A 24,157-nucleotide genomic window follows, 5' to 3' on the forward strand; every position below is an offset into this window, starting at 1 on the left:
GAAGCCGCAACTATTGAGTTGCGGCTTCTTTCCAATAATTAATACGTTATAAAACCATTTCTAGTATCAACTGTTACATAGTGACTTTCGCCATTAGATAACGTCACTTGATAGTCATGCTTTTCATAGTTATAAGGTTCATGCGAGCTAATATTAACTAGTTGAAGATGAGTTACAGAAGAAGTATAGTAACTGCCCGCAAATTTCTGCACAGCTTTCTCTGTTTCTTCATGTGTTAAATCAAACCCTGCCCCCTCTACTGCTGTTAGATTAGATTGATGGATTTTATACTTCCCATCATCAGGTCTCATTTCAATCGTGAAAAACTTCGGGTCATGCAGTTCATTACCCAGAATGATCGTTTCCACCCTCACACTGTTTACACTAAAGGCTGCCGCCTCTGCACGTACGTGAAATCCACTTGTATCACCGTACAACATCTCATCACAGTTAGAACACATTTGCTGATAGTGTCGATATAGGTGACCATATGCATAGCTTGTAGTCCCGTAATTAGCAACTTCGGGACGGATCGTTGAATATTGTGCACGAGGCGATCCATGTAGTTCAGGACTGCGGAAGATCTCTTCAAGCTTCTCTACATTTGATTTTGCCACGCGAATAATAGATTCCTCAATAATAGAATCTGCATCAATTTTAAATTCCTCATTGATTGCCCTCGCAAGAGATGCTGAAAATTCCGCCCGCGTCATAGGCTGGCTTGGTAAGAACTGAGCTTGTAGATTACCAGCCATCACACCGTTTTTGGCAATAGCCCTTACAGAAGGTGCTGCCCAGTGATTTCGTTCTACATCTGCAAATTGGTATTCATTTTGTCCAGTTAATTCGAATGCCTCAGCAATCACCCGTGCCATTTCTGCTCTCGTGATTGATCTCATTGGGTGAAAAGCTTCACCATCAGCAAACACACCTCGTTCAGTGAGTACACTGATTGCATGGTAACCAAATGTCTCTTCATCGATATCCTTGTAGGAAGGCTGCTTGGCTGCTTCTCCTCCCAAATTCAGTGTACGGCTAAGCATAACAGCTACCTGTGCTCTGGTTACTGGGGCTTGAGGCGAAAAGTTCCCTCCCCCAGTGCCGGTAACAATCCCTTCTTCAGCTAGATAACGAATCTCATCAGTTCCCCAATGACTTTCGGGAACATCTTTAAATAAAGATTGTGCCTGTACACCGAATGGCACGATCAATAAAATGACTAGTACAATAAAGCCTATTTTTATCTTCACATCTTCTCCTCCTTATGTATCCTACGTTTCCATTATTAGATAATCGTTTCAAACCTTCAATTATAAATCTTCCAATCCACTCCTAAACCTTATAAACAGTACCTTTTCACTAGTTTTCTAGATCTAGTAAATCACCCTAATCTGTAACTAAGTTAGTATTTTTCTACAAAAAAAGACTGATTTTGATAAAATCTCAAAAAATATGTATCTTGTCCGAACATCTTGTGATAACCTTTTTAGTGTATGCGTTACCTTACTTCGACTTTATTTGAGGATATCGTTCTACTAATCTTCAAATAAGGATCACTAATCAAGGGGGAATCACTTTGACTCATTCGAACAAACGTGCAAGTCGCTTAATGATGCTAACGCTTTCATTACTACTTGCTCTATCAACTGTCCTTCCTTTTATCGGGACAAAAACGGTTGCAGCTGAGAGTAACACTCCTAAGCTCGCAATCATGGGTACATCAGATATCCATGCCCACATGATGCCTTATGATTACATGGCAGATGCAGTAAATGAATCAATTGGTTTATCGAAAGTGTACAGTGTAGTAGAAGAAATGAGAGCTAAATACCCGAACTCAATCTTAGTAGATAATGGAGATATCGTTCAGGGTAGTATTTTAGGGGATCTTGAAGCAACTGTAGATCCACAAGACAACAATATTATTATTGATGTCATGAACTATATGGAATACGATGCAGCAGCAGTTGGAAACCACGAGTATAACTTTGGCCTGGATTTCCTAGATGATATTGATGCACAATCTGATTTCCCATGGTTAAGTGCGAATACGTATAACAAGAATGATGATACACACCGTTATGAGCCATATACAATGGTCGAGCAAACGATTGACGGCAATGACATCACGATCGGTATCATCGGATTTGTTCCTCCCCAAGTCATGACTTGGGATCGTCTTCACTTAGATGGAAATGTCTATGTAACTGAAATTGTTGAAACAGCAGAGAAATACATTCCGCAAATGAAAGAAGAAGGTGCAGATGTAATTGTTGTTGCATCTCACTCTGGATTTGATACAAGTGAAAATGCTAGTGAAAACGCATCTTACCAACTCAGTCAAGTTGAAGGAGTAGATGCATTAATTACTGGTCACCAGCACTATGTGTTTCCAAATGACAAAGAACAGTTTACTAATCTTTCTGATTCTGCTGATTTTGAAAAAGGAACATTAAACGGAGTGCCGACAGTAATGCCTGGTTCTTGGGGGTCACACCTTGGTTTAATCGAGCTTGACCTTTCGTTTGAAGATGGGAAATGGACAGTTGAAAATGGTCATGCAACAGCTGTAGTAACAGCTGATTACGATTCACATGAAGCAATCGAAAACATTGTTATGGACCGTCACAAACAAACAATCGAGTATGTAAACAGCCCGGTAGGTACGACTGACAGAGAATTAAACACATTCTTTGCTCGTATTTTTGATAATGAAGTTGTTCAATTAGTAAATGATGCTCAACTTGAATTCGCAACTGAGCACTTTGCAGGCACAGATTTAGCTGATCTTCCGCTATTATCTGCAGCAGCGCCATTTCGCGCAGGACGTGGCGGGCTAGATTATTACACAGATGTCCGCGACACGATTGCCATTAAAGACGTAGCTGATATCTATATCTACCCAAATACTCTTCATGTAGTTAAAGTAGATGGTACCGTTCTTGAGTCTTGGTTAGAAGAATCAGCTCGTGCATTCTTCCAAATTGACCCTTCAAAAACAGAAGCTCAAGAATTAACGGATCTTAATTTCCGTGAGTACAACTTCGATACAATTGAAGGCGTTGAGTATATGATTGATGTAACAAAACCTGAGGGCGAGCGTATTGTTGATTTGACTTACAACGGCGAGCCTGTTGACCCAGAACAAGAATACCTTGTTGTAACTAATAACTACCGTGCTTTCGGCGGAGGAGATCATTTAACCGCTGACACAGAAGTTGTTTACTCAGGTACTGAAGAAAACCGTGAAGTGATTATTGACTATATCCGTGAGCGTGGCGAAATCTCTGTTGAAGTAACAAACAATTGGTCAATCGCTCCATTTGAAGCAGAAGGCCCAATTACAATTCGAACAGCAGCTGAAGCACCTGCTTATGCTGAGCGTGCAGAGGTAGAAGGCGTTACGTTCTTAGAAACAAATGCTCAAGGCTGGTCAGTATTCGAGTTCCATCCAGCAGCACCTGTAGAAACAGAGCCTCCAGCTGAGCCTGTATTTACAGATATAAATGAGGAAACTCGTGGATACGAGGAAATGATGGCTCTTTATGAAGCTGGCATAATCTCTGGTTATCCGAACAAAACGTTTGGTCCTGACCTTTCAATTACACGTGCAGAAGCAGCTTCTATGCTGGCTCGTGCAAAAGGACTTGATGTAGAAAATGCTCCTTCTGCAGGCTATCGTGATGTTCGCACGGAATCTGTATTCTATCCGTTCATCAATGCAGCAACCGAAGCAGGCATTTTCACCGGAACTGGATTTGACCGCTTCTCTCCTGATAACCGTATTACTCGCGGTGAAACAGCAGCAGTACTTGTTCGTGCGTTCGAACTTACTGGTTCAGTAGATCCGAAAGTAACAGACATTGAAGATTCAATCTTCCAAAACGATATTAAGACACTTTATGCAAATGAAATTACATCTGGTACAAGCGCTACAACGTTTGGCACGAAACAAAATGTAACACGCCGTGACTTTGCGATTCTTGTTTACCACTCTATGAATAAATAAGCTAAAAGCCCCCAATTGCTGGGGGCTTTTCTTTGATAAGAAGCGTGTCCATGGGTGGCTTTAATCAGGCGCAATTATACGCTGACCGAATACAATTCTTCTTAACATGGACGCATAACCTGTTTAAATAGACGCAATTAGATGAGACTGACGCAATTGTGCTCTCAAGAGACGCAATTCCGCAAAACAGAAGCGCAATTAGCTTCTGAACTGGCTCATAAACGTTTCAAAATCATACAAATCCCTTCCGGACAACCTGCACATCAGTCCCTCACCTAATTTCTAATTCCATCAATCGACCTGCCTCTTCATAATAGCGTTCCGTTTTCTCCTCTAGTAACGCTAAGATCTCCACCCACTCATCATCATAGAAGGAAGACTCCTGACCATTAGTTCCAAACCTCACAAATGGATTATGATACCACTGCGTTTCATCAAATTCGACAAGCGGAGGTACGTCCATCACTTCTTCGATCGCCTCATACCATGCTTCATATAACCCTAAATACCACGTGTATTCCTCAAGCTGCTCTGTTGATAAAGCCAGTTTCTGTTCTCTTGGCATATAGTCTTCTTCAAACATCACGTGACCTCTAGGACCATCTCCTCTAATCGGCTCCTCTGCTTCAGTAACAAGCCAGCGCACTTGCTCATCAAAATAGTAAAAAGCATCATCAGCAGCAGAAACCGTTAGACCCCGCCGCCATTCTGGATCACCCCGATTTAACCAACTAGCAAAATGATTATAATCCTGTACAGAACCAATAAAATGTCTTAATCCAGTCATTATCCCCCATAAATCCTCATAACTGATACGTTCCTGCTCCATTGCCTCACTTAACATGAGATAACTTGCTGATGGAGTCGCAAGCCCCACCCCTAGCTCATTTGTTAGCTTATGATCCAGCACGTGGCCATAACTCCTTTTCTCCATTTGCTGATAAATGAGCACACTGCCAAGCAGCATAACAATCACAATTAATCCAATGATTACACGCTTCATCTTTTTTAGTTTATCTTCCATCTAGCCTATCCCCCGCCTTCTCTCTTCTGTAGTCAGTCTACTATGCACAAGTAGAAACAACAACCACTATTTCAAAATAATGGATTAGTAGAATCTCTGACATATTTCTATACTTTCTCTACTTATTTCTATATAATTTTACATGTATCCGCTTTCTGCCAAGCGGAAAATAGATTTCTAGGAGGAATATGATGAACGGAAAATGGTTGAAAAGCATGCTGGCGACTCTATTAATCTTAGCTTCTTGCTTCTCTTTCAGCGGACTTGCTCTTGCTGATGACACTGACTCAGTGACGCTTGACATTGTGCATACAAATGATATGCATGCAAAGATTGCTAACTTCGGTAAAATTAGCGCGTACATAGACGAGAAGCGCGCTGAGTCTAGTAATTTCTTATACTTAGATGCTGGTGATATTTTCAGCGGAAACCCTGTTGTTGACCTGCAAGACGGTGAGCCGATTGTAGCTCTTTTAAATGAGATGGGACTTGATGCGATGGCTATCGGTAACCATGAATTTGATTACGGTCAAGAGGCATTCCAAGAGCGTGTAGAACAATCAAACTTCCCTTGGTTAAGTGCCAACACAGAAGTGGTTGATGAAACGATTGCGATTGAACAGCCTGAGCCTTATGCAATTTTCGAACTTGAGGGTGTAACAGTAGGTGTTCTTGGGTTAACTCAAACTCCTCCAGCAACTGCACCTGCAGGGATTGTCGGACTTGATTTTCATGATCCAGTCGCAACAGCTCTAGAATACGAGCACCTTGCTGATGATGTTGATGTATTCATCGCATTAACTCATATTGGCTTCAATGAAGATCAGCGCTTAGCTGAAGAAGTGGACTTTTTCGATGTCATTATCGGGGGTCACTCTCATACAACGCTTGAAGAGCCGGTAGTCGTTAATGGTACGTCGATCGCTCAAACAGGCGGAGATGCAAATAACATCGGCAGCCTTGAAATTACGTATAACAAAGAAACAGATGAAGTAACGGTAACTGGCGGCCTGCAAAAAGTGTCAGAGCTTGAAACAGTAAACGCTGAAGTTGACGCGATGGTTAAAGCATACGAAGCAGAAGCTGAAGAGCTTCTTGGTGAAGTAATTGGCCATACAACGACTGGTTTAACACGTGATGGTCGTAATGACGGAGATGCTCCTCTAGGGAACTTTTGGATGGATGCTGTGCTTCACTCTGTTCCTTCTGCTGATATCTCATTAACGAACAATGGCGGAATCCGTGCTAGTATTGAGCCGGGAGATATTACAGCTGGAGATATCTATACAGTTGAACCGTTTGGAAATCTCATAACATTAAGAGAAATGACAGGGGCAGCTATTAAAAACGCAATTGAGTTCTCTTATAACCGTAATGATCGAATTGACCTTCAAACAGCTGGCCTTAATTATACAATCTATGTGAATGAAGAAAAGGAATATGTCGATTCAGAGTTATTTGTAAATGGTGAGCCAATTGATATGGACGCTACGTACACTGTTGCTCTAAACGACTTTATTGCATCAAGCGGAGACGGGTATAACTTTGAAGGTAAAACCATTCAAGATGACGCTGGATATGTGACAAATGCGATGATCACTTACGCTCGTCACTTAATGGAGACAGAAGGCGTGATCGATTACGAGGTTGAAGGACGTATTCAAGTGAAATCAGCTGATGAGCTTCCTGGTACTCCTGAAGAACCAGCTCCATCATTCTCTGATGTTCCTCAGAGCCACTGGGCATTTGATTATATCGAGGGCTTAACAGCTAAAGAAGTGATCTTCGGCTACCCAGATGGAACATTTAAGCCAAATAACAATATTACACGTGCTCACTTTACTGCTCTTCTTGTTCGAGCATTTGACCTAGAAGTTAGTGGGGCAGCTGAAACTCCATTTAGAGATGTAACGGAAGCTCAATCTGCGTACGTGCTGGCTGCTTATGAAGCTGGAATTGTAAGTGGTATTACGGAAACAACATTTGCACCTAACGCATTAATTACACGTGAGCAAATGGTTACGATGCTAATGCGCGCTTATGAGTATGAAACAGGTACAACAATTGATATCAACGCAGCCTTAAGCTTTGAAGATGCTTCATCAATTAGTCCATACGCTCAAGCTTATGTTCAATATGCAACCGATCTTGGTATCATCTCTGGTACTGCAGATGGAAAGCTATTCGAACCTAAAGGTGCAGCAACACGTGCTCAAGTAGCTACTGTTCTATACTTTTACGCTGAACTAATCCAATAACTATCAAACGACTCCTGATCATGCAGGAGTCGTTTTTGGGCTGTATCATTTCCCCGGAAATCGAATTTTGTCATATGTTCCTATTTTTGTGATGCCTGATGAAGATTTAATTGAAATAGAGTGATGCATGCAGGCTGAACTTCCTTGCCTCTTGCCCTCTTAAAACCCTCCAAAAGCAGTAATAAAGACGAATAAAGGAAGGATGCCTTTATTCGTCTTTTTTGACATTTTCCAATATTGGTAGATAGTCTACTTGATTTCCTGTAGTATACAACTTGGAGGGGATTTATATGAAAAAACAATTGATATCAATTGCTGCTGCAGCAACGCTTTTCGGGGTATTACCTACGTCTATACAGGCCGCTCAGCCAGCCTTTACAGATATTGAAAAATCTTATGCTATAAAGGAGATCCAAACCTTAGTTGAGGCTGACATTATCGCAGGATATCCTGACGGAACATTTGGGCCGAAAAGGAATATTACACGTGCAGAGTTTGCTAGAATATTAGCAAATGCACTTGAATTACCTGCAAATGAACCTGCTGCAAATATCTTTTCTGATGTCCCATCATGGGCAGCTCCTGAAGTAGGCGCACTTGTTGAAGCAGGTATCGTCTTTGGTCTATCAGAAGACACCTATGGAGCAAGTGAGCTTATTACCCGCGAAGATATGATGACAATGATTATTCGCGGACTTGGGTTTGACGATTTTTCAAGATTCACGGGCTTTTATCCTGAGTTTAAAGATTGGGAAAAAGTCTCTGATTATGCGTTTAACGATGTAGGTTTAGCTACTTTTATAAGTCTAGCTAAAGGAACAAATGATGGGTACTTCTTACCAGACCAGCCGGCAGAGCGGCAAGCTGCTGTACGTTGGATTTATGAGATAACATACAATACGAATCAATATGAACAAAATCTGATGGAATTACTAATTAATCGTGCTTATTTAGGTCACTTAGTTATGGATATCATTTGGCTTGACGATAAAACTGTTGAAATTAAATACTATCAACAGCCAGACCGCATTGCCACGATTGATGAATTAACTCCCGAATTCAATGCAGTCTTTCAATATTTTTATAACTCAAGACAATATGGACATGATTGGATTGAATACTCTTCAGAAGAAAAAGATCAATTCTTAAGAGAAATGATCTCCTTTTGGAGCAGCAAATATGGTTATTACCGCTTACTTGCACCATCTGACATCGTCCTAAAGGATATGCAATCTTACTTAGATAACCACTTTGTGGAGGATAATCTATACAGTTCAATCGGACAGATTATGGAAAACCGTGCGTTTGATCGAGGGTTTATTGAACGAGTCCCTGTTAATCCATAAGGAGCGGTTGGTTGGTTCGCCCTATTCCGCCTTCCAACATTACTCGCCAAACCAAAAAAGGTGACGATCTACTCTGATCGTCACCTTTTCTTCTATTAATTAATGAATACGCTTCGCGCCTAAGTAACGTGCGCTCCAGTAGCTGTTGCTCATGCTTGTTACGGTTACCCCAGTAGATGAACCACTGTGGATGAACTGGTTGTTTCCAATGTAGATTCCGTTGTGCGATGGGCCGCTGTTCACTGTTGCGAAGAAAACGATGTCTCCTACACTTGGTGCTGCCACAGTAGTGCCTGAGTTCCATTGCTGCAGTGCGGTACGCGGTACAGAAACTCCCACATCACTGAATACACGTTGGATAAATCCGCTGCAGTCAAATCCTGCTGTTGTCGTCCCGCCGTAGCGATAAGGTGTTCCGATGTAGCGGTTTGCACTTGATACAATACGTGAACCGATTGAGCTGTTGCTTGAAGAAGCGCTTACTGTCTCAGTTGCTGTACTTGCTGCTGCTGCGTTTGATCCGTGTAGTCTTGATAATGTTTGCGGGCCGGCTACACCATCTACCTGAAGCTTGTTCACCGCTTGGAAACGACGGACTGACTCAGTCGTTACTGTGCCATAATAGCCTGTTGAGTTAGAGTTAAAGTAACCTAGCTGACGAAGGCGGTCTTGTAATCTAGTAACCTCTGCACTGCGTGTTCCTTGACGTAAAGTAGTAGAAGTTGCCGCTTGTGTCGTTGAACCTGATACTGCTGCTTGTCCTAAAGCTGAGAATGTCTGTGGGCCAGCGATCCCGTCTACGCTTAACCCTCTCGCACTTTGGAAGCTGCGAACCGCACGCTCTGTTAATGGACCGAATACCCCGTCTACTGCTGAGCTGAAGTGTCCGTGATTACGAAGCTGCTGCTGAAGGTTTGTTACAGCTGCCCCTCTTGCACCAGTACGTAAAGTAGCTGAGCTTGTGTTTGAACTTGCTGCCGTCACTGTGCTTCCGTTTGCTTTAAGTGCTGCAAATGTTTGAGGGCCGGCAATGCCGTCTACCTTTAATCCGTTTGATGCTTGGAATTTACGAACAGCATCCGCTGTAATAGAACCGTAGTAACCTGTTGCACGGTCGAATGTGAAATAGCCTTTAGATTTCAGTGCTTCTTGAAGCTCTGTTACGTCCGTGTGATTCATGCCCACACGTAAAGTTTGATCTCCGAGTGCTGCGTCTGCCATTTGCGGGGCAGCAAAAAATAATCCTGCAGCCACTACCGATGTCACTAATACTTTTTTCATCTTTCCCGTTCCTCCTAGATATGTAGATCGTTATATTTACTTTCGTTTACAGTTATTTTTACATACTCATTGCACATCTCCATAGATTAATAGAGTCTATTTGAGATTTGACTTTCTTATAGTACCAAAAAACTTCGCGATTCGACGAAATGTTACACAACTGTAATGAAAGATAGGACTAGAATCACAGGAATTGATATTATTAATTCATAATAAAAGAGCCGAGTGTATGAACACTCGGCTCTCATATTAACTTTCATTATTGAATAATGTATTCAATCGAAGTTGCGATCAAATCCATTTTAGAGTCTGCGTGGTTGCTTAACAAAATGACTACGTATTTTCTTCCTTCATGTCTCTTAATGTGACTAGTAAATCCTGTTGTAGAACCAGATAATATAGACACCCTTCCAGTTTGGGATAAAAACACTTGCCAACCATATCCCCATGCTCCTTCGTGCGGAGTGAGCATTGTATGCAGCGTACTTCTGCCCATTAATTCACTATTAGTTAAAGCCTGGTCTAGCTGATAAAGATCTTCAACAGAAGAGTATAAGGCTCCTGAACCACCTCTTAAAGAGAAGTCACGATTTACAGATACCCATCTTCCATTTTGCCATTGATAACCTTTTGCTTTCACCTCTGACTGGCTTGAGTTTAAATCAAATCCTGAAGCACTCATACCTGTTCCGGAAAATACATGATCATTCATATAAGCTTGGTAGCTCTTTCCAGACACTTTCTCAATGATATCGCCTAAAAGCATATAGCCCACATTGCTGTAACGCTGGCCTTGTCCAGGCTGATAAATAAGTTTTATATTCTTATATTCTGTATCTTTCTCCCAAGGAAGGCCTGCAGTATGGGTGAGCAATTGATGAATCGTTATTTGATTAGCGTACGGCAAGTCAGGAAAATACTTGCTTAGCTTATCATTTACATGCAGCTTCCCTTGTTCTTGTAATTGCATAATTGCTGTACCAGTAAATCCTTTTGTAATCGATGCGATAGCAAACTGAGTTTGAGGTTGGTTGCTAACCTTACGTTCTTGATCTGCATATCCGTACCCATTGCTAGATAGGATTTCCCCATTTCTTGCTACTAACGCAGCCCCTGTGAATTGTTGTTTTCTATGTAAACGAGTTAAAAAGTCATTAACCACTTTCCCTTTTAATTCATTTGAAGGGTTTGGGCTTAATAACAGGACTTCTCTAGAGGGTGTTAACCAAATGACACGCTTAGTAAATATCTCTGACACCTCTCTTAATGAAAGCATCGTTCTGCCGTTTATCAGCCTTGGTTTGTGAATGAATTGTCGCTGCTGGTTATTAAAAGTGTAAAAAGGATCATTCGATGAAAAGGAAAAAGATTTATTCCCCCCGATACAAGAGGCTGTTCGAGAAGACTGCTGCCACCCGATATTGTAACCTAGAGCATTACAAAGTCCCCTCAACTCTATAAATGTCACTCCATTAACTAATATAGGATTTACATCAAAAGATAAAGACTTATCGTCCAAAAAGACATCCGGGCTCTCATTTGCTGACACTTCAGCCTTTATGAGCGACAGCAAGACTATTACAAGAGACATGGTTATAAGGATTTTTTTCATTTTTTTACCTCTTTTACTTTTAAGTAGAAAGTATATCAACAGAAAAATAATACCAAATTCTTCTGTCAAATCCTATCTTTTTATTGTGTAATTTGTCTTGTAAACAATACCCGCAACAAATAATATGAAACATTTACCAATAAAAAAGAAGAGCTTTTTTAAGCTCTTCTTTTCCACTATTTGTATGTCAATTAGCTTGCATCCTCTACTTCAACCTCTTCTAAGTCCCATTGTCCAATATACTCATCAAATGAGATTGCTGAATCAATGACTTCTTGCGGGATCATAATTTTCTCAATCTCGTTAAAGTTTGAGTAAGTGCCATCGACTTTTTGAGTTAACTGCATGGTCTCGCCTTCAATTGTTACTGCTAATTCAGAGGTCATTTGTTGAGAAAGAGGGAATAATGTTTCTTTATCAAACACCGAGCTGATAGAAAGATCGAAGTTCTCAAATAGAAGCCCAATCATTTCTAATTCCTCTTTTGGTATACCAAAGTCCATACCGCCTAACAGTTCATTTAATAATTCATTAAAACCTGAACCAGTAATCGAGAAGCTCATCAGATACGTATCTTTATTTTCAATCACGCTGACGTTCTCTGCATACTCAAGAAGAAGCTCATACTGATACATCGGGTCCATCTGCATCTGACTAAGCTGGAGGATTTCTTCCACCATATCATCGTCATACTTAATCCATTGACCCATTTCAGAAACATAATAGCCTTCTTCTGTTAAATAAGCCTCAGATACAATAGATTCTCCGCTAAGCTCTTCCATCGTCATAGCCATGTATTGATAAAAACCAATCGGGTCCATGACAACGTCCATCTTCATGTCCATCTCCATTGTCATTTCTTCACCGTCTACATTCATAATCTGCCAAAGCTCCATATCAGCAGAATAGCTGTTTAAATCAGCTTCAAGCGTGGCCTTTAGAAATTCCTCTACATCATCTACCACAACCCCAGATGCCGAAGTAATATGTACCGTAAAAGATGCCTGATTCCAATCAACTCCATATTCAAATTGTTCAGCAACAAAACGAAGAGGAATCAATAAGCGATTATTCTCAAGAGTTACCGGAACATCAATAGATGCTGCTTCACCATTTATCAATACCTCTGGCTTACCCACCGTTAATTGAACAAGATCCTTCCCATTTGAAATAGCTGCTGTTCGTTCTTCTTGATTCCAAGTTACATCCAACCCTAGTAATTCAAATACTCCACGCACAGGGACTAGGGTACGACCTTCTTTAATAGTTGCAGAAACATCAAACTCCACTAAGTCCCCATCAACCATAACTTTTACATTGGATGTTGTAGTTGCAGCTGCAGCTTGAAATGGGGAAAAAATCATTGCAAGACAGGCAACTAGCATCGTCCAAATAACGAAACGTTTCACCGAATCACTCCTTATATTTGTATCAAAATTTAGCGCATCATAAATAGACTTCTAGACTAATGATAAAAGTCCTGCATAATTCCCATAAAAAAAGAACGCCTTATGAATCGTTCACAAGGCGTTCACATCATTTCTTATAATCGGCTGTTTAAACGTTGAATTTGATAATCAGCTTCCGCTTGACAGCTGTAATCAACATCTTCAATGCCTAATTCATTAACAAGCTCATCGATTTTTTTCATTTGATTCTCAGTTGGAGCCGTTTCGAAGATTTTCTTAATAATCTCATTTACTTTTTTCGTTAACTCCTCTTGGAAAACAGGGTTTTCAAGCAGTGACTGATCCACTTCCTTCGTCCATTGAGCGCTCTCTTCTGAATACTCGCGCCAGAACCTTACAAACTTATCACTATTGTAAGCATCCTCATTCCACTCGATGCTCTCCATATAGAGAACGAACGCTTTCTTTACTGAATATGTAATACTTAACTTGGTGCCGCGTGAAAGATCTTTGTACATTTGAATAACCTCACATACAATAATTTATTCGATGGGCCTCATCATCCCACCTAAACTTTCCTCTATTATACTTTAGTTTAACTAAATAAGCGTGTAAAACGCAAGATTGGTTGAAATTGACTATAATGTAACCTAAATGAGGTATGACATGAAAATCTTTACTATTTTACATACACATTTGAATAGAATATTAAACCCTTTTTTACAAGCGAGCTCGAATTCAGCCCGCTTATCTCCTTACCTACGAAAACCTCATCAATAATCGTTATATTACATATGGGAGTATCATAGAATCGAAGGGAAAGGTTTTATACCTGTTAGAAACGGAGACAGCTAAGAGGAGGTTATAGCAGGGAAGAAGCTAGCCACCATAATGGGGATGCTAGCTTTTATGACCTGCTGCTACTGTAATGTAGCAATGATTGAGTGCTTCAAGTGATAATGTACTCTCATGTATTCTTGTTCACTGCCTACAGGGTATCTTCCGAACATATACGGATCTTCCCCTGGAGTGTTGATTACATATACCCAGCCATCACTAGATGTTGCGATTTTCTGCATTACACCATAACTCCAAAATTGATCCCAATCTCGTTGCTGTACTTTGTAGACTGCTAATAACTATCACACCTATTTCCTCAAAACACCTCTTTTTTTACGTCAAATCATGTCGTATCCCTACGTCAAGGAGCTCGCTCACAGTATGATTGAGCGGGCGTGTATAGAGGGTGGCGCTACGTGCGAGGGGAGGCGTGATGCAGTTAGTAAATTAATTAATGTCTCAAGCAAGATCCCGATCCCCATTGACCCGCTGAACCATATCTACGCCTTCCCCACTAACTCCCCATCCAAATTCGAATGCAATTGGATTTTCTACCACCATATTCACATTTTCAAGAAACTCTCCAACCAAACACTGATCACCTTCATGAACCATCACCAGCTCACCGTCGATATCACTCATTCGACCTTTGAAAAACAAATCCAGCGAACATCGTTTTGTATTGTCAGATTGACGCAAAGGCCGGTAGAGAGGAAGCGGCGGTTGGAATATGTTTGAAGGAAGTTTTGGATGGAAATTGAGAAGAGACATAAAGAATGCGTGGGTATTGGAAGTCAATCTACTTTTACTAATGCTAGAAAACCTTGAAGGCGTATAGCCTAGGTTCTCATATTTTTCATTATGATATTCCCCAAACACTTAACTCATAATAATATTCTGTTCGTTCAATACAAAAACCAAAATTAAAATTTTCTGAGACCAGGATAAAATCTCCATATCCAACTGAAAACTTTGTTAACTCAATAATTTTATGTAAGTGACTAAATACTTCATCAACATTAACCAACACTGCTTCTATTTCATTTCCTCTAAAAAACAATTGTCTTCCTTGTTTTGGGGCTATTTCCAGAGTATCAATAGTCTCTTTTAACACTTGTATTGATTTTTGAATATGTTCTTTATAGCTATCTCCTTGCAATTGAACCTTGTTTTCCCATGTGTTAAGTAACGAAAATACATTCTTACAAAATAAATCGTTATCTTCAATATCTAAAAATGGTTCCTCTGTAAGAGTCATGAAGTTTAATTCTTTTACTAAATTTGCTCTCCTGCTTTTTCTTTTTAACAGCTCCATTTTCGTTTTTCTTTCATCACTCAAATTAATCACTTTTCTCATGGGCGACCCTTCCTTTTATACCCAACAAAACCTTCCTGGGAACTCATATTGAAGCATATAAGAATTAATAAGCCCGCTAAGCTATGCGGGCCATTTTCATATAAGTGAATCACTTAAATCATCTCATCATATGCGTCACCTAAAGAATCAAAATCATTTTTTAACCAGTACCAATATTGTCCTTTATTCTCAACAAGTCTCTCAAGTAGATCGGTAAATGAAGTGGCTATAATTTGTGTTTCACCTACAAGCCCATGACGATCAAAGAAACTGTCATAGCATCTCCCAAGTCTCTCTTTAGCAAGGTCAATAGTTAGGTACTCGTCCTTTCCATCATTACAAATGATGTACCAATTAGATGATATATCTTCTTCACATAATTCACCTATGATAATTGGATTGGCCAACACAAACTTATCTGGCGGAACCACAAAAGTTGGGTATTCCTCACGTTCATATAAAATGACTCCCCCGCAAAGGGTGTAAAACTCTTTTATATCCTCAGGAAGAACGTGACTTGTTTCATCAATACTAGGTAATCCATTAGGTTCTAGTACACGACAACCTGGCAGAGTTTTAATTTGTGTAAGTAATTTTTTTATCTTCTCCATTTACTTAGCTCCTGAGTATCGGCCACTCTTTTTACATAATTAGGAACATTATGTTTAGCCCGCATGTCTATAACCCCGTGATGTTCTCTTAAGGTAAGTTATGAAAATTATTTTACGTCCTTTAATTCTTGTTTTACTAAATCAAGAGCAACAGCCAATTTTATTTGATTTTGCTTACTAAGCCCTTTCAGATACTGTGAAACTGTTAATGTTTTAGCCTTTGGTTTCATCTCATAATTATTACGTTCTAATTCAATTTCTGCTATTAAACTATCATTTATAAGTATCTTATAAATATCCTCACCCTGTTCAGGTATCCAATGAATAATATATGCTGCTTTCAATTCTGGATATTCACACCTTTTAACTTCAAGCAGCCTCTTTTTCTCTTCACTGTTGAAAAGTAACTGATTTGATTTAATCAGTTGTTCTCTCATTTCTTGTTCTGTTTTACTTCAAATTAGTTTCAAAATCCATCCCCTCTATTCGATAACATTCGAGTGATGGCAAGCACCAAATCTTAAAGCAGCTCCACTCCAACTTGTTTATAAAATTTAACCTTTACTCTCTTTTCTTCCCCGACATACAATACCATAGCATCGTCGTCTTTTATTATATTGGTTACATTATTAAAATCACCTGTAAATACGATAGAATCATTGAATGTTATACCGAGACTTATCGCTTGTTTATATACATCTAAAGTTAATATCAGCTTGAAATTTTGATCATCTTTGTATGTATAAATTAATTCCCCATCATCGATATTGCCCGATATACTCACTGGCTCACTTTGAAAAAGTTCTAATAGATCATATTCATCATACTTTATAGACATTTGTATTCATCCTTCTTAATTCGAGTGTAGACAGAAACTGCTACTACCACCACCCACACAGGTCATAGTGTAAATAGCAGTTATTAATTACCTATTTCCCTTTCCCATACTCTCTTTCCATCGGTTAAACATACTGAATTAGGTGGATCCTATTGGTTCACCCAAGTCCACTCTCTCTTTATTTTTGGTATGTACATACCTCTCCATCAGGTTGACAGTCTATTAAGCACTGGGTCGTCCGTCACAAAAAACCTTGAAAGGCATTTAGCCAAGCAAGGTTTTTATTTATTAACTCAAAAAAATAGGTAACTGTTTTAACCATTCTTCAAAGTTATTAGCTTCTTTATCTATATTAGTTTCTTCATGTGAATAATAGTAAACCCCTGTGTTTGGACACTCATTGGAAAGAAGGCAGAAGTAGTCACCATTACCTATACTATAAAACGGGATTAATTCTTCCTTCCATCCCCCCTGTTTCATTTCATAGTCATAGGTAAATTCAATAGTGTCATTTCCATTTGTATTACCATTGGATACATTTAAGATATCTCCTGGAAACGAATATTTAGACATTAATTCAATAAAAAATTTAAACTCCGATGGAAATTGACATCCAAACTTTTTTTCGATATACTCCCAATCACTTGCCAAAGGAGTATCTAAATTCCCTAATTCTTTATCTAATATACCATCTAATAAATTTGCAATTTCATCTCTTGTCACTTACTTTTCCTCCTTTTAAATACCTTCTCCTGGTAGTATATATTCTTTTCCTCTTTCTTTATAGTGTTCTCTAATTTCCTTGGCTCTTTGAGAAGGAGTTAACTGGGAAGGTTTATCATGACGTGTATGATTTCCTCCACCTCTATGAGTTTTTTGTTCTAATTCATCTAATATCCCACCATTTTTAACAGGGACTTGTTGTCTATGGTGTGCTTCTATATTTTTATCACCATGCAACATTTTAGTTGTTGGTCCTTTTCCTTGACGCATTCTTATGACTTCTTCAATTGTTTTTGGTTCATATCTTACAGGTGGTATAGTCATAGGTGGGTCTGGATTTGGATAATTTGATGGACTTAGCTTAACATAAAGCGGTCCCCTCATCCACGACACCCTTCACCTGGCCCTTCTCCTTTAACACCGCCACGGCCATTGCCAAATCAAACAACGGACCATTCTTTTTCTGCTCAGCCGGAGACAAATTCACGACAATTTTCTCGTCTGTCACATCACAATCAAACGAATGCAACGCAGACAACACCCGCTCCTTTGACTCCTTCACAGACGCATCCGGCAAACCGACAATCACCATCGACTCCGTCCCGCTAGAAATATGCACCTCAACCTGAACCACATACCCAGCCAGCCCCTTCAACCCAATACTAGAAACAATCGCCGTCAAAAGAAAACCCCCTATTCAGTTTTAAGAATGAAAGTGAAATGAAAGAGATAAGAAATGATAGAAATGAAGATAAAGAGGAAAAACGAAGATAGAGCAGAAGAATTACATACTGTATTATTCAACCAAAAAGGAGGAAGTCCTCCAAGAGAATAAAATAATCATACGGGTTTCACCATTAAGATAGGACGCTAAAGTTTTTAAATAAATAAACAAACACCAGCCCACTAAGCTAGTGCTCAGCAGGCTGATTTATCATGTTACTCGACAGGATTCGGGTGGTGATAGCACCGAAACTTTCGCTCGTCCATGTTTTATTACCTTTCCCGGTCTTTAAACCATCTCTCGTTTTCTTGAACTAATTTTTATCTGTTATCTGTATAATACTTTTGCTTTGGACTAGTTGGTTTATCAGGAATAGTTAATTTTAATAATCCGCCTTTAATTAATGGGTTCAATATTTTTGTTCTTAAGTATCGCTTACTCTTTATTTTCAAGAATTCCTGTATTTCACTCCTACTTTTAGGAATTTTACAAAACTCTAATACTTCTTTAGCTCGATCATCTTGATCACTAGCTTGATCACTAGCTTGATCACTAGCTTGATCACCACCATGCTTAGGCTTCAATGGAATAATCGTTCTAAACACATCACTCTCAATAAAAGTAGGCTCTGCTCCTGAATAAATTTTATTATATTTGTAAGTATTTCTAATACCTGAACCAGGTTCATCTACACGTCCGATTTCCTTAAAGAACTTTGCAATAGTAGGGTTTTTAGGAAACGGTGAGAAATTGCCTGGATCAATAGTTCCATTACCGTGTGGTTTGTTACTATTCTCAACAAAAACCCTTTCATTCTCAATAACAAGTTTTGCTGGAAATGGGTTTGAAAACTCACGATGAACAAGAATATTCGATACTACTTCTCTAAATATAGTGTCTCTTAAGCTTACCCTCTGGTCCTTTTCTAAATAAAATTTATCATTCAAATGTTTTGCGATAAACTGCATGAGCCTTTCGTAACTCTCAATTAAATTGGTCCTAATATCATCTCTGTCATCATAACGGTCTATATCATCTCTACGTAAAATAGCGTCAGTTCTATAATGAGGAAGGGCTGAAATAATAAGATCGTCCTTACCTAGAAGCAGAATGGCAGCTAAGGTAATTCCTTCTTTCCCACTTTGTAAATCCTTCAGATATAGTCCCGCACTCTTTAAGAGCTCCATATCATCCATTAGCTTCCATGGGTGATCCGTTCTCTGGTTTTCTGCCAGCTTTCTAACTTTTATAAAAAGATCACTTCTTAAATCAGACAACTCCGCAAAAGGAAATATACGGTTTTCTGAATATGTCCCTTGCTTTCTCATATACATTGCTGAAACCTGGTTCGTATTATCAGTAATATCTAAATCGCCATCTTCATTCCGATCAAAAATTTTCCCATTACAGCGATGTACTTGTGAGCTTTCCGGTACAAAGATATAAAGAATTTGCTTGCCAGCAACTTCAATTTCTTCAATTGATAAATAAAATGTTGGACTAATCTTTTGAGGATTGTTCATTGATGTTACAAATTCTTTCTTCACTTTTTCAATTGCATCTTCATTAACACCTAATACGTTTCCATAATCATCTACACCTAGAAATAGATGCCCACCGTTCCGGTTTAAAAAAGCACAAACAGACTCAAAAACATCCCTGTTTAATTTATCTCTACTTTGCTTAAATTCAACAGATATGCCTTCGCCTTCATTAAGGAGCTCTTGTAATTTTTTCATTTTCATAAGCATCATCATCCCGCTTTAGTTTCTCTAGGCAACGTATTCTAATATTACTATGTATTATAAGCCATTTATGTTCTTTTAAACCCTTATCCGTACTCCGTATAATATATTATACATTAACATAACTAATTCTATATTCGAGTTCAGAATCCTCTTTTTTAATAATAATCATAAAAGTTACGCTCCATTAAGAGAGCAATAAAAAAAACACCCAGTTGCTGTCTAAAACCTAGACTTTACTCGGTGGGTTTTGTTGCTCACTATTTTTTTATTACTTCTCAATGGTTTTAAAAAGTCCAGGGCCCGTAGGTCACCGACTCTGTTTGATCACAATCTAATTCACCATGCACCGCAAACTGATAACCATACTCTATATCCTCAGTAGCTTCTAGAAATATCCCGTTTGGATAAAGACGCTGTTGAAGGATAAAGTTCCTTCGCTTTCTATTAAAGTCATACAAAGAGATCGCAGCCGGTATGGTTTCCATCGTGACACCTACTTCTTCAGCCATCATTTCATTAAAACAACTCCCACATAATCTCTCCTGTTCATCATTGGTAAATATGATGGTAGCTTCATTTTCCTGACAACGATCACAAGTATTCATTTATATCACCTACGCTTTGATTTACTACCTTACATTTAATTATGTCATACTCATTTTAAATGTAAATGATTAGCAGAGAGTGACGAACATCTCCATATCACACACGAGGCTAACAGCAAACTGATAGATTAATACATCTACAAATTAACGCACTATAGTGAGAGGTCCGAGTGAAACTAGCCTACCAAGCTACCACTCAGCAGGGCATTGATTGGCTGTCAAGTGGCCTCCTTGACTGGCAATCAGTGCTCTGAGACACTAGGATAAGCTAAGAAAAAAAGAAGAACCAAAGCCCACTGGCTCTAGTTCTTCAAGGTAAATCCGAATGTATAGTGTCTACTTTAGAGGTCGCAACCCACAGGCACCTTCCCCATTCATCCAAAAGTCATTAATGAATTATCTTCTGCTGGTAGAACGTTTGTAGAACAAAAAATTAATGACTAGAACGTAATCAAGTCTATAAAGGTTTTAAAACAGCAATGCGTATAATAAAATTGGAAAACAGAGAAGAATACAATAAATTGATAGCTGAATTCAAAATACGGATTCCAACAACCTCTTAATATCATTGTAGCCGTTGTGTGGATTACAGCGTTTTTTATTCGGGCGGTGACAGGCACCTTCCCTACTCTCTATAAACTTAAAGGTTGGTGAACAAACTGTGCCATATTCGTATGATGTTAAAATTGACTTTTATAATGACTGGATACAACATTTAAAAAGATCACTAATTTCACTTGGATATGAACCTCCTGAATCACCGAAAGAAATATCTTTTCAATACTTTAATTTTCTTAGAAGAATAGTCCCTCCAATTCCAAGGAAAGTATTGCTTTCTAGAGAGTTTACATTTCGTAATGATATGAGGGAAGGCTTGGAGCTAATAATCGAGAAAGTGGAAAAGGGAATAGATTTAGGACCTCATTTAAGTAGCAATATTTTTGACGTAGAATACAATGATGACTTACTGAATGATTGGGGAATTTACCATTTGCATCTTGGTACAAAAATCCGCAAAAAAGATGGATTAATAGAAAGGACTGGACCTCTTTTATTTGTACGTTTCGACAACCAATTTGCATATTTCATTAATATAATGAATCATGGAAGTTGGACAAATCAAGATATGGTAAGAATAATACATAAAAACTGGCCTAGCTCTATAAAAAGTTTTCGTCTAAAAGAAATAAGTGGTGTTCATCCCAGACTTACCAATAAAGATATATACAAATTGCGGCGTGGAGGTGCAAATTCAGTTATAGAAATAGAAGATGGGGTTGTATATGCACCGTAGGTATGGGTATTGCGACCTCTAGAATTAGTGTAGATGTTGTACGTACTTCTGATTATTACACCAAAGTAATAAGAGATTATGAAGATTTGGTTAAAAAGAATATAACTAAAATAGTTGATATTGCAGCAATGCAAGGAATTAAACTAGGGAAACACCTCTGTTTCCGTTTAGGAATTGAAAATGAAAATATATATGCCTTTGAGGTTAATAAGCGTGCTTTTATTAAACTAGGACCATTAAGGTGAAGTCTAAAAGAGCTATTATCTCCTTGAAATCTACTACGTTGCAAGTAACCGAATACTTCAATAAAAGAATCTCATTCCGCATATACAAATTTTGAACCTTTTCAAATTGCCCAATAAGGAGTAGCCGAAAGTGAAAAATAGAATTGCAGAAATAGAGGCACAAAAGAACGAAAAAGGACTTTTAAAAATTTACCGAGATAATAATGGTCATCTAATGTTGGAAGATCGCCCTAAAAAAAAGAGTAGTGGCTTATATTGGATTCTAACCTCTTATACAATGGAGGAACTTTGCCAAGCACAAGCATCAACGCATATAGGCGCTGTAAATATACCCCTACTTTCTAAAAACAGAAGAGATTTACATCATATGATTAAGCCAACTGATGCTGATGAATTTTGGATTGTTTACAATGGCATCGGTGGTTGTCCAAAAGAAAGTAAAGGGTCTTACGATTTAGGAAGCCGCGTGATTCAAGAATTTTCTAATCACCAGAAAACTGGTTCGTTAAAGATATTAGGAACAAATTTAAATGATCTGAGCAAGTGGAGATACACATACGTAGAATTAGATTGGGAGGATTATCATGCAAATAAACAAGATTACGAGACGGGCTGGCGTTTAGAATATAGATGGCCAATCCTATCGAAGCAATGAGCCTTCCTCTTCCTATTCAACCACTCTTCAAATGGCTCCTAGGTGTTTTATACCAATGGAAAACAGACCGCTTAGCCCCTCTTATTTGGAGAAAATTAAAACATCAGAATCGTCCCGGAGTTTCTTCAAGAAAAAAGGCAAGAACAGTCATTTTTCTGACCATTCTTGCCTTCTTTTGTTCTACTTTTCGTTGGACAAGCGTTCTAGCTGAAACAGTCCATTCCAGTTTGAATTATCAACTAGTTTCTGTAACACTTCTTCTCCATACTCGGCTGGAATAGTAGCTAATTTTTGCAGCAGCAGTACTTCAAGTGCATTTCGGAGTGAATCAATTGTTTTATGCTGTTTTACAGCTTGTACAGATGCTTCTAATTCCTCTGCTTTATTAACCGCTGTTTCTACTTTGCCATCACCATCTAGTACTTTCTCAAGTACAGCATGACGACCTGTGATACCTAAATTAATGAACATTTTATTACCTGTCGCAAAGATAGCTTCATTTAATGCATCTTTAGAAGAAAGTTTAACTTCTTCTTGCTCTAATGTCTATACATATTTATATTAAATATTTCAAGTCATTGTTGTTACGGGGTTTAGAAGAATAGAAAAAGAGAGCTACCGCAATTGTGCGATAACCCTCTTCTTTATCCTTTAAAGGAGTGAGGGGATGACCCCTATTCCTGGACTTGTGGTCCTACGTTTCTTGTAAAGCAAACTTTGATGGTGATAGGCACCAAAACCTATATATGGTTGAGTTATTGGTTGTTACGCCAAACAAAAAAAAGAACTACCGCTGTTAAGCGATAGCTCTAATTCATTCTATTTATCTACTAAACTTTCGACAAAATTCGGGTGGTGACAGGCACCGAAACCTGATTATTGTCGCTGCAGTCAGGCTAGTCGATATTAATATGGTACTTGGGAGAGAGATTGATAGAAGGGCGTATGGATTGTTTGCGGTGACCGCCGTTGGGTGCGGAGTGTTTGGGTTGATGGAGGGGTTTGTGGTGGGGGTGGTTGTAGGAGTGGTAGGTAGAGTGGTTAGTAAGGATATGATAGAAAAACAGAAAAAAAAGTCCTGATGAGATTTCTCTCAACAGGACTTTTCGACATATAACGGTTGATGACAGCGTACTATGTCAATGACCATCAGTATATTATAGCCGATTAACTTACGAAGCAGATTATTTAAATTAATTAAATATGTCGACACGATTCGAGTCTTTCATGTTATTAAGCCAGTTTTTCAAACGTTTGGAATGGCCTAGCTTGTTCTCGCCCTTATTTCTTTCTTCTTAATTAAAGCATAGATCTACCCTTCTTAAAAGATTCTTTTATAATACTCACAGTTTGTACAAACCCATGCATACAACTCATCAAAAAGAATTCCTTCTTTCAAGGAAAGCTCTTCCCACTTATCTTTAGTCATTTCATCGCCGCATTGTTTACATTGCTTAATAGTATCAGTGATTCTTGGTTTGATATGTACAGTAGACAACATTAAATATCCTCCCAAACAGTAATTAGTTACTATTTTACCACACTTAAGTGCCTATTAATAGGATTAATTTGGAATTT

General features: G+C 38.7%; 25 protein-coding genes. 7 read left to right on the forward strand and 18 right to left on the reverse strand.

The features are described 5' to 3' along the window. Positions 1 to 38 precede the first annotated feature (38 nt). A complete protein-coding gene (locus BPOF4_RS21305) occupies positions 39 to 1,250 on the reverse strand; it encodes an S-layer homology domain-containing protein (RefSeq protein WP_012960519.1) in 1,212 nt (403 codons plus the stop codon). 326 nt (positions 1,251 to 1,576) lie between these two features. Here BPOF4_RS21305 and BPOF4_RS17295 point away from each other — a divergent pair, with 326 nt between their 5' ends. Beyond that, the gene (locus BPOF4_RS17295) at positions 1,577 to 4,009 is read left to right on the forward strand and encodes a bifunctional 2',3'-cyclic-nucleotide 2'-phosphodiesterase/3'-nucleotidase (protein WP_012960520.1); all 2,433 of its coding nucleotides are present in this window, start codon (positions 1,577 to 1,579) and stop codon (positions 4,007 to 4,009) included. A 271-nt stretch (positions 4,010 to 4,280) separates the two neighbouring features. On the opposite strand, the gene BPOF4_RS17300 is transcribed toward BPOF4_RS17295, so the two are convergent. After that, positions 4,281 to 5,033, reverse strand: a complete 753-nt coding sequence (locus BPOF4_RS17300) for a hypothetical protein (protein WP_012960521.1) — start codon at positions 5,031 to 5,033, stop codon at positions 4,281 to 4,283. A gap of 188 nt (positions 5,034 to 5,221) precedes the next feature. Here BPOF4_RS17300 and BPOF4_RS17305 point away from each other — a divergent pair, with 188 nt between their 5' ends. Together BPOF4_RS17305 and BPOF4_RS17310 are read left to right on the forward strand one after the other, a co-directional pair. Continuing rightward, on the forward strand, positions 5,222 to 7,291 hold the full coding sequence (locus BPOF4_RS17305; protein ID WP_081457693.1) for an S-layer homology domain-containing protein: 2,070 nt from the start codon (positions 5,222 to 5,224) through the stop codon (positions 7,289 to 7,291). 290 nt (positions 7,292 to 7,581) lie between these two features. After that, a complete protein-coding gene (locus BPOF4_RS17310) occupies positions 7,582 to 8,637 on the forward strand; it encodes an S-layer homology domain-containing protein (RefSeq protein WP_012960523.1) in 1,056 nt (351 codons plus the stop codon). Positions 8,638 to 8,736: 99 nt separating this feature from the next. On the opposite strand, the gene BPOF4_RS17315 is transcribed toward BPOF4_RS17310, so the two are convergent. From BPOF4_RS17315 to BPOF4_RS22295, 5 genes are all read right to left on the reverse strand, one after another. Further along, positions 8,737 to 9,918 carry a C40 family peptidase gene (locus BPOF4_RS17315; RefSeq protein WP_012960524.1) on the reverse strand — a complete coding sequence of 394 codons (1,182 nt, stop codon included), beginning with the start codon at positions 9,916 to 9,918 and terminating at the stop codon, positions 8,737 to 8,739. Positions 9,919 to 10,177: 259 nt separating this feature from the next. Next, positions 10,178 to 11,530, reverse strand: coding sequence for a serine hydrolase domain-containing protein (locus BPOF4_RS17320; protein ID WP_012960525.1), 1,353 nt, complete (start codon positions 11,528 to 11,530; stop codon positions 10,178 to 10,180). Positions 11,531 to 11,721: 191 nt separating this feature from the next. Next, positions 11,722 to 12,939: a copper amine oxidase N-terminal domain-containing protein gene (locus BPOF4_RS17325; RefSeq protein ID WP_012960526.1), complete on the reverse strand. Its 1,218-nt coding sequence runs from the start codon at positions 12,937 to 12,939 to the stop codon at positions 11,722 to 11,724. Between the two features lie 134 nt (positions 12,940 to 13,073). Then, positions 13,074 to 13,457, reverse strand: a complete 384-nt coding sequence (locus BPOF4_RS17330; RefSeq protein WP_012960527.1) for a CotH kinase family protein — start codon at positions 13,455 to 13,457, stop codon at positions 13,074 to 13,076. A 402-nt stretch (positions 13,458 to 13,859) separates the two neighbouring features. Next, the gene (locus BPOF4_RS22295; protein WP_012960528.1) at positions 13,860 to 14,018 is read right to left on the reverse strand and encodes a hypothetical protein; all 159 of its coding nucleotides are present in this window, start codon (positions 14,016 to 14,018) and stop codon (positions 13,860 to 13,862) included. A gap of 142 nt (positions 14,019 to 14,160) precedes the next feature. Here BPOF4_RS22295 and BPOF4_RS22960 point away from each other — a divergent pair, with 142 nt between their 5' ends. Beyond that, entirely contained in the window at positions 14,161 to 14,517 is a 357-nt protein-coding gene (locus BPOF4_RS22960) for a competence protein ComK (RefSeq protein ID WP_158305583.1), read from the forward strand. Between the two features lie 121 nt (positions 14,518 to 14,638). Here BPOF4_RS22960 and BPOF4_RS17335 read toward each other — a convergent pair whose 3' ends face one another. The 9 genes from BPOF4_RS17335 to BPOF4_RS17375 all read right to left on the reverse strand — a co-directional run bounded on the left by BPOF4_RS17335 (position 14,639) and on the right by BPOF4_RS17375 (position 20,385). After that, positions 14,639 to 15,136: a YxiF family protein gene (locus tag BPOF4_RS17335; protein ID WP_012960531.1), complete on the reverse strand. Its 498-nt coding sequence runs from the start codon at positions 15,134 to 15,136 to the stop codon at positions 14,639 to 14,641. Positions 15,137 to 15,249: 113 nt separating this feature from the next. Then, entirely contained in the window at positions 15,250 to 15,747 is a 498-nt protein-coding gene (locus BPOF4_RS17340) for an SMI1/KNR4 family protein (RefSeq protein ID WP_012960532.1), read from the reverse strand. 107 nt (positions 15,748 to 15,854) lie between these two features. Continuing rightward, positions 15,855 to 16,184, reverse strand: a complete 330-nt coding sequence (locus BPOF4_RS17345) for a hypothetical protein (RefSeq protein WP_012960533.1) — start codon at positions 16,182 to 16,184, stop codon at positions 15,855 to 15,857. 83 nt (positions 16,185 to 16,267) lie between these two features. After that, entirely contained in the window at positions 16,268 to 16,585 is a 318-nt protein-coding gene (locus BPOF4_RS17350) for a hypothetical protein (RefSeq protein ID WP_012960534.1), read from the reverse strand. Positions 16,586 to 16,873: 288 nt separating this feature from the next. Further along, positions 16,874 to 17,308, reverse strand: coding sequence for an SMI1/KNR4 family protein (locus tag BPOF4_RS17355; protein ID WP_012960535.1), 435 nt, complete (start codon positions 17,306 to 17,308; stop codon positions 16,874 to 16,876). A gap of 15 nt (positions 17,309 to 17,323) precedes the next feature. Beyond that, entirely contained in the window at positions 17,324 to 17,632 is a 309-nt protein-coding gene (locus BPOF4_RS17360; RefSeq protein ID WP_238446471.1) for a hypothetical protein, read from the reverse strand. Between the two features lie 37 nt (positions 17,633 to 17,669). Beyond that, positions 17,670 to 17,990 (reverse strand): magnesium chelatase domain-containing protein, encoded by a 321-nt coding sequence (locus BPOF4_RS17365; protein WP_012960537.1) that lies wholly within the window; start codon positions 17,988 to 17,990, stop codon positions 17,670 to 17,672. 362 nt (positions 17,991 to 18,352) lie between these two features. Further along, complete coding sequence (locus BPOF4_RS17370) at positions 18,353 to 19,777, reverse strand: RNA-binding domain-containing protein (protein ID WP_012960538.1); 1,425 nt, start codon at positions 19,775 to 19,777, stop codon at positions 18,353 to 18,355. Positions 19,778 to 20,064: 287 nt separating this feature from the next. Continuing rightward, positions 20,065 to 20,385, reverse strand: coding sequence for a DUF7686 domain-containing protein (locus tag BPOF4_RS17375; RefSeq protein WP_012960539.1), 321 nt, complete (start codon positions 20,383 to 20,385; stop codon positions 20,065 to 20,067). A 661-nt stretch (positions 20,386 to 21,046) separates the two neighbouring features. On the opposite strand from BPOF4_RS17375, the gene BPOF4_RS17380 reads away from it, so the two are divergent. From BPOF4_RS17380 to BPOF4_RS17390, 3 genes are all read left to right on the forward strand, one after another. After that, positions 21,047 to 21,679 carry a hypothetical protein gene (locus BPOF4_RS17380; RefSeq protein WP_012960540.1) on the forward strand — a complete coding sequence of 211 codons (633 nt, stop codon included), beginning with the start codon at positions 21,047 to 21,049 and terminating at the stop codon, positions 21,677 to 21,679. A 2-nt stretch (positions 21,680 to 21,681) separates the two neighbouring features. Next, entirely contained in the window at positions 21,682 to 21,924 is a 243-nt protein-coding gene (locus tag BPOF4_RS17385; protein ID WP_012960541.1) for a hypothetical protein, read from the forward strand. 130 nt (positions 21,925 to 22,054) lie between these two features. Continuing rightward, a complete protein-coding gene (locus BPOF4_RS17390) occupies positions 22,055 to 22,579 on the forward strand; it encodes a hypothetical protein (protein ID WP_012960542.1) in 525 nt (174 codons plus the stop codon). A 180-nt stretch (positions 22,580 to 22,759) separates the two neighbouring features. On the opposite strand, the gene BPOF4_RS17395 is transcribed toward BPOF4_RS17390, so the two are convergent. Together BPOF4_RS17395 and BPOF4_RS17400 are read right to left on the reverse strand one after the other, a co-directional pair. Next, positions 22,760 to 23,050 (reverse strand): hypothetical protein, encoded by a 291-nt coding sequence (locus tag BPOF4_RS17395; RefSeq protein ID WP_012960543.1) that lies wholly within the window; start codon positions 23,048 to 23,050, stop codon positions 22,760 to 22,762. A gap of 850 nt (positions 23,051 to 23,900) precedes the next feature. After that, the gene (locus BPOF4_RS17400; RefSeq protein WP_012960545.1) at positions 23,901 to 24,080 is read right to left on the reverse strand and encodes a hypothetical protein; all 180 of its coding nucleotides are present in this window, start codon (positions 24,078 to 24,080) and stop codon (positions 23,901 to 23,903) included. Positions 24,081 to 24,157 lie beyond the last annotated feature (77 nt).

It is taken from the genome of Alkalihalophilus pseudofirmus OF4 (assembly GCF_000005825.2).
Taxonomy (GTDB): domain Bacteria; phylum Bacillota; class Bacilli; order Bacillales; family Bacillaceae_D; genus Alkalihalophilus; species Alkalihalophilus pseudofirmus.

Coding starts and splice junctions, on each gene's coding strand:
- BPOF4_RS17315 (WP_012960524.1), bottom strand. CDS start 9,918: ATGAAAAAAGTATTAGTGACATCGGTAGTGGCTGCAGGATTATTTTTT.
- BPOF4_RS17375 (WP_012960539.1), bottom strand. CDS start 20,385: ATGAATACTTGTGATCGTTGTCAGGAAAATGAAGCTACCATCATATTT.
- BPOF4_RS17400 (WP_012960545.1), bottom strand. CDS start 24,080: ATGTTGTCTACTGTACATATCAAACCAAGAATCACTGATACTATTAAG.
- BPOF4_RS17300 (WP_012960521.1), bottom strand. CDS start 5,033: ATGGAAGATAAACTAAAAAAGATGAAGCGTGTAATCATTGGATTAATT.
- BPOF4_RS17360 (WP_238446471.1), bottom strand. CDS start 17,632: ATGACTATACCACCTGTAAGATATGAACCAAAAACAATTGAAGAAGTC.
- BPOF4_RS22295 (WP_012960528.1), bottom strand. CDS start 14,018: ATGCAGAAAATCGCAACATCTAGTGATGGCTGGGTATATGTAATCAAC.
- BPOF4_RS17305 (WP_081457693.1), top strand. CDS start 5,222: ATGATGAACGGAAAATGGTTGAAAAGCATGCTGGCGACTCTATTAATC.
- BPOF4_RS17335 (WP_012960531.1), bottom strand. CDS start 15,136: ATGAGAAAAGTGATTAATTTGAGTGATGAAAGAAAAACGAAAATGGAG.
- BPOF4_RS17385 (WP_012960541.1), top strand. CDS start 21,682: ATGGGTATTGCGACCTCTAGAATTAGTGTAGATGTTGTACGTACTTCT.
- BPOF4_RS17310 (WP_012960523.1), top strand. CDS start 7,582: ATGAAAAAACAATTGATATCAATTGCTGCTGCAGCAACGCTTTTCGGG.
- BPOF4_RS17395 (WP_012960543.1), bottom strand. CDS start 23,050: ATGTTCATTAATTTAGGTATCACAGGTCGTCATGCTGTACTTGAGAAA.
- BPOF4_RS17370 (WP_012960538.1), bottom strand. CDS start 19,777: ATGAAAATGAAAAAATTACAAGAGCTCCTTAATGAAGGCGAAGGCATA.
- BPOF4_RS17320 (WP_012960525.1), bottom strand. CDS start 11,530: ATGAAAAAAATCCTTATAACCATGTCTCTTGTAATAGTCTTGCTGTCG.
- BPOF4_RS17330 (WP_012960527.1), bottom strand. CDS start 13,457: ATGTACAAAGATCTTTCACGCGGCACCAAGTTAAGTATTACATATTCA.
- BPOF4_RS17345 (WP_012960533.1), bottom strand. CDS start 16,184: ATGAGAGAACAACTGATTAAATCAAATCAGTTACTTTTCAACAGTGAA.
- BPOF4_RS17350 (WP_012960534.1), bottom strand. CDS start 16,585: ATGTCTATAAAGTATGATGAATATGATCTATTAGAACTTTTTCAAAGT.
- BPOF4_RS22960 (WP_158305583.1), top strand. CDS start 14,161: ATGATTGAGCGGGCGTGTATAGAGGGTGGCGCTACGTGCGAGGGGAGG.
- BPOF4_RS17340 (WP_012960532.1), bottom strand. CDS start 15,747: ATGGAGAAGATAAAAAAATTACTTACACAAATTAAAACTCTGCCAGGT.